6 protein-coding genes are annotated in these 4,585 nt (G+C 75.3%); all 6 read left to right on the forward strand.

Annotated elements, in window-relative coordinates; all coding sequences use genetic code 11:
* Positions 1–1,186: glycosyltransferase family 4 protein (locus VFW24_09850; protein ID HEX5267063.1), on the forward strand; the 1,186-nt coding region annotated here is incomplete at its 5' end.
* 62 nt (positions 1,187–1,248) lie between these two features.
* Positions 1,249–1,713, forward strand: a complete 465-nt coding sequence (locus VFW24_09855) for an SRPBCC family protein (protein ID HEX5267064.1) — start codon at positions 1,249–1,251, stop codon at positions 1,711–1,713.
* Positions 1,710–2,882 (forward strand): TRC40/GET3/ArsA family transport-energizing ATPase, encoded by a 1,173-nt coding sequence (locus VFW24_09860; GenBank protein HEX5267065.1) that lies wholly within the window; start codon positions 1,710–1,712, stop codon positions 2,880–2,882. Before VFW24_09855 ends, VFW24_09860 begins: the two co-directional genes overlap by 4 nt.
* Entirely contained in the window at positions 2,879–3,103 is a 225-nt protein-coding gene (locus VFW24_09865) for a hypothetical protein (protein ID HEX5267066.1), read from the forward strand. The genes VFW24_09860 and VFW24_09865 overlap by 4 nt, the downstream gene beginning before the upstream one ends.
* On the forward strand, positions 3,100–4,077 hold the full coding sequence (locus VFW24_09870; GenBank protein HEX5267067.1) for an ROK family protein: 978 nt from the start codon (positions 3,100–3,102) through the stop codon (positions 4,075–4,077). The genes VFW24_09865 and VFW24_09870 overlap by 4 nt, the downstream gene beginning before the upstream one ends.
* Before the next feature lie 65 nt (positions 4,078–4,142).
* On the forward strand, positions 4,143–4,585 hold a 443-nt coding region (locus tag VFW24_09875; protein ID HEX5267068.1), incomplete at its 3' end, for an LLM class flavin-dependent oxidoreductase.

Here is a 4,585-nt window from a genome sequence, read left to right on the forward strand (position 1 = left end):
GGCTGGGGCGGCCCGACCTCGTCCCTTCCGTACCGCCCCCACCGGCCGGCGGCGGGTGAGCCACCTCCTCGTCACCAACGACTTCCCCCCCAAGGTCGGCGGGATCCAGTCGTACCTCTGGGAGCTGTGGCGCCGGCTGGAGCCCCACCGGTTCGAGGTCCTCACGACCGCCCATCCCGACGCCGCCGCGTTCGACGCAGCTCAGCCGTTCCGCGTCCATCGCCTGCCCGAGACCCAGACCAAGCCGACCCGGCGTCTGGCGTCGCTGGTGCGGGAGCGGGCCCGGGCGATGAACGCCGACCTCGTGGTCGTCGATCCCGCTGTCCCCCTGGGCCTGATCGGTCCGCGGCTCGGTCTGCCGTACGCCGTGGTCCTCCACGGCGCCGAGGTGACCGTTCCCGGCCGCCTGCCAGTGAGCCGCCTACTGCTGGGCCGGGTGATCCGCCACTCCGCCCTGGTGGTGGCGGCCGGGGGCTACCCGGCGGCCGAGGGCACGCGGGTGGCGGGGGAGGCGCGCATGCCTCCGGTGGTGGTCGTTCCTCCCGGGGTGGACGGGGACCGCTTCCGCCCCCTCGGGCCCGAGGAGCGGCGCGAGGCGCGCCGGCGCTTCGGGCTGCCCCCCGACGGGCTGGTGGTGGTCTCGCTCAGCCGGCTGGTGCCGCGGAAGGGCATGGACGTGCTGATCCGGGCGGCGGGCCGGCTCGGCCCGGAGCTTCCCGACCTGGCCGTGGCCATCGGCGGGGAGGGGCGGGACCGGAGCCGGCTCGAGCGCCTCGTGGCGAGGACCGGGGCCCCGGTGCGGCTGGTGGGGGCGGTGGCCGAGGCCGAGCTGGCCGCCTTCTACGGGTGTGCCGACCTGTTCTGCATGCTCTGTCGCAACCGCTGGGCCGGATTGGAGCAGGAGGGGTTCGGGATCGTGTTCCTCGAAGCGGCGGCGGCCGGGGTCGCCCAGGTCGCCGGCGCCAGCGGCGGGGCCGACGAGGCCGTGGTCGACGGGCGCACGGGCCTGGTCGTGCGCCGGCCCCGCTCGGTGGAGGGGGCCACGACCGCCCTGCGCGGCGTCCTCGCCGCCCGGGAGCGCCGGGAGGCGATGGGGCGGGAGGCGCGGGCCCGGGCCACGACCGAGTTCTCCTACGACCCTCTGGCCCGCCGGCTGGGGGCGGCGCTGGCCGAGGTGGGTGGTTGAGGCCCGGGTAGATTGTCGTGCTCCCGGCGCGCCGGGCACCTTGTCACGGAGGGAAGCGGAGCTTGTCCGAGCACACCACCCAGCGGCTGCGGATGCGGGCCACGGCTGAGCAGTGCTTCGCCGTGGTCACCGACTTCGCCCACTATCCGGAGTGGGCGCCCGACATCAAGGCCGTGACGATCGAGGAGAAGGACGGCCAGGGGCGGGCGTCCCGCGTCACCTTCCGGGCGGCCGCCTTCGGGCGCAGCACCACGGTGACCCTCGAGTACGACTACTCGGGAGCGCCCAACCGGGTGTCGTGGGTCCAGAGCCGGGGGGACATCACCAGCCGCTACGACGGCTCCTACCAGTTCGAGGACCTCGACGACGGGGAGACCGAGGTCACCTACAACCTCGAGGTGGACTTCCGGGTCCCCATCCCCGGCTTCGTGAAGCGGCGGGCGGAGTCCCGGATCGTCGGCACGGCCCTCCGCGAGCTCAAGTCCAAGATCGAAGGGGGCGTCCGGGGCACCACGACCGCCTCGTGAGGGTTCTCCTCTTCACGGGCAAGGGGGGCGTCGGGAAGACCACTGTCGCCGCCGCCACCGCCCTGCGTTGCGCCGAGCTCGGTCACCGCACGATCGTGGTCTCGACCGATCCGGCCCACTCGCTCGCCGACGCTTTCGACCGCCCCCTCGACGGCCGCCCGGTGGCGGTGCGCGACCGGCTCTGGGGCCAGCAGCTCGACACCACCGAGCGCTGGGAGGAGACGTGGGGGGAGGTCCAGGCCTACCTCACGCAGCTGTTCGACTGGGCCGGCCTCGACGCCATCGAGGCCGAGGAGCTGGCGGTGCTGCCCGGGTTGGACGAGCTCTTCTCGCTCACCGACATCAACGCCCTGGCGCGCAGCGGGCACTACGACGTCGTGGTGGTCGACTGCGCTCCGACCGCCGATACGCTGCGGCTGCTGTCACTGCCCGACGTACTGTCGTGGTACATGCAGCGTGTGTTCCCGGTCGAGCGCAGTCTCGTCCGCCTGGTGCGCCCGGTCGTGAGCCGGCTGACGAGCATGCCGATCGCCGGTGAGGCCGTCTTCGACGCCGCTGTTTCGTTGTACGACCGGCTGGGCGGGGTGCGCGAGCTGTTGGGGGACACCGACACGAGCAGCGTGCGGCTGGTGGTGAACCCGGAGAAGATGGTGATTGCCGAGGCCCGGCGCACCGCCACCTACCTGGGCCTGTTCGGCTACCACGTCGACGCCGTGGTGGCCAACCGCCTGCTGCCCGACGCGGTCACCGACCCGTGGTTCAAGGCGTGGAAGGCGGCCCACGCCGAGCATCTCCAGGAGATCGAGGACGGCTTTGCCCCGCTGCCCGTGCTGCGCGCCGATCTGGCGCCCGAGGAGCTGGTGGGAACGGGGCTGCTGTCGGACTTCGCCGGCACCCTGTACGGCGAAGGGGACCCCTCGGTGGTGATGCACCGCGACCGCACGGTGCGCCTCGACGTGCGCGGCGAGCGCCGGGTGCTGGCGCTGCACCTTCCTTTCGTCGACCGCGACGACCTGGAGGTGGGCCGGCGGGGGGACGAGCTGCTGGTGCGGGTCGGCCCGTACCGGCGCCCGGTGGCGCTGCCGGACAGCCTCCGGCGCCGCCCCGTCGAGGGCGCGACGATGGCCGACGACTGGCTCGAGATCACCTTCGGGGAGGTGGGGGAGTGACCGGACCGGAGGATGCGGGCGTCACCGAGGCCATCGGGCATCTGCAGGCGGCGTTCCTCGAGCTGATCGCCGCCGCCCGGGTGTCGCTGGACGCCATCGAGCGGGCCATCCGGGCCGTCCCGCCTCCGCCGTCCCATTCCGGGGAGAGCGCGGATCCGCCCGGGCGGGGAACGGGATCGGGGCCGGCCAGCCCGGGGGTGGAGCACATCCGGGTCTCATGACGTCGATCGGCACCACGCCGGAGGCGTCGATAGGCATCGACGTCGGCGGGACCAAGGTGCTGGGGGTCGTGGTGGAGCCCGACGGCACCGTGGCGGCGGAGGCCCGGGTGGCCACGCCGGTGGGGTCCGGCGCTCTGGTCGAGGCCCTCGGCGGGGTGGTGGAGGACCTGGACGCGGCGTGCGGTCCGAGCCGCGTGGCCCTGCCCGTCGGCGTCGGGGCCCCGGGCCTGGTGGACGTGCGGGGGACCGTTCGCTTTGCCCCGAACCTGCCGGGGGTGCGGGGGCTGGACCTGCCGGGCGGGCTGGGCGCCCGCCTCGGGGGGCGGCCGGTGGTGGCCGACAACGACGCCACGTGCGCGGGGTGGGCGGAGGTCCGCCACGGGGTGGCCCGGGGTGCCGGCCACGTGCTGATGGTCACGCTCGGTACCGGCATCGGCGGCGCCCTGGTGTGTGACGGGCGGCTGATGCGGGGGGCCAACGGCTTCTCCGGGGAGATCGGGCACATGGTCGTCGACCCCGGCGGCCCGCCGTGCCCGTGCGGGCGGTCGGGGTGCTGGGAGCGCTACGCCTCCGGGAGCGGGCTGGGGCGGCTGGCCCGCGAGGCGGCCCATGCGGGCCAGAGCGACCGCCTGGTCGACCTGGCGGGAGGAGACGCCGAGGGGGTCCGGGGGGAGCACGTGACGGCGGCGGCGGCCTCCGGGGACCCGGGGGCGGTGGAGGTGCTGCGGCGCTTCGCCGGGTGGCTGGCGCTCGGTCTGTCGAACCTCGCCAACGCCCTGGACCCCGAGCTGATCGTCATCGGCGGCGGGCTGATCGAGGCGCGGGAGCTGCTGCTGCCCCCGATCCGGGAGGAGTTCGCCCGGCTGGTCGAGGCGGGGGGCGAGCGGCCGCCGATCCGCATCGAGGCGGCGGCCCTGGGTGAGCGGGCCGGGGCCATCGGGGCGGCGGTGCTGGCGGCGGAGGCGGCGGCCTGACGGGTGGTGGGGGCCGGGGCGCCGGCCCGGGCGATCGGGGTGCCGGGGCCGGGAGGCGGGTCCGGGTGGGGGTCACCCTGCCCCAGTTCCGCTACGACGCCGAGACGGCCGTGGCGGCCGCCCGGCGGGCGGAGGAGCTCGGCCTGGACGGGGTGTTCGTGTTCGACCACATGTGGCCGATGGGCCGGCCCGAACGGCCGCTCGTGGCCTCGGTCCCGCTGCTCGGGGCGCTGGCGGTGGAGACGTCCCGGGTGGCCGTCGGCTCCCTCGTGATGAGGGTGGGCCTGGTACCCGATGAGATGCTGGTGGCGGCGCTGCTGCGGGTCGACGAGATCAGCGGCGGCCGGCTGGTGGCCGGCTTGGGCACGGGGGACCGTCTGTCCGCGGCCGAGAACCGGGCCTTCGGCGTCGCCTATCCGCCCGCCGCCGTCCGCCGCCGCTCGCTGGAGTGGTGCGGGGCGGAGCTGCGGTCGGCGGGCCGGCCGGTCTGGATCGGGGCGGGAGCGGT

This window comes from Acidimicrobiales bacterium, assembly GCA_036273495.1.
Lineage (GTDB): Bacteria > Actinomycetota > Acidimicrobiia > Acidimicrobiales > JAJPHE01 > DASSEU01.

What these genes read in the sequence shown, in the direction of transcription:
- VFW24_09870 (HEX5267067.1), top strand. Translation starts at nt 3,100, where the DNA reads ATGACGTCGATCGGCACCACGCCGGAGGCGTCGATAGGCATCGACGTC.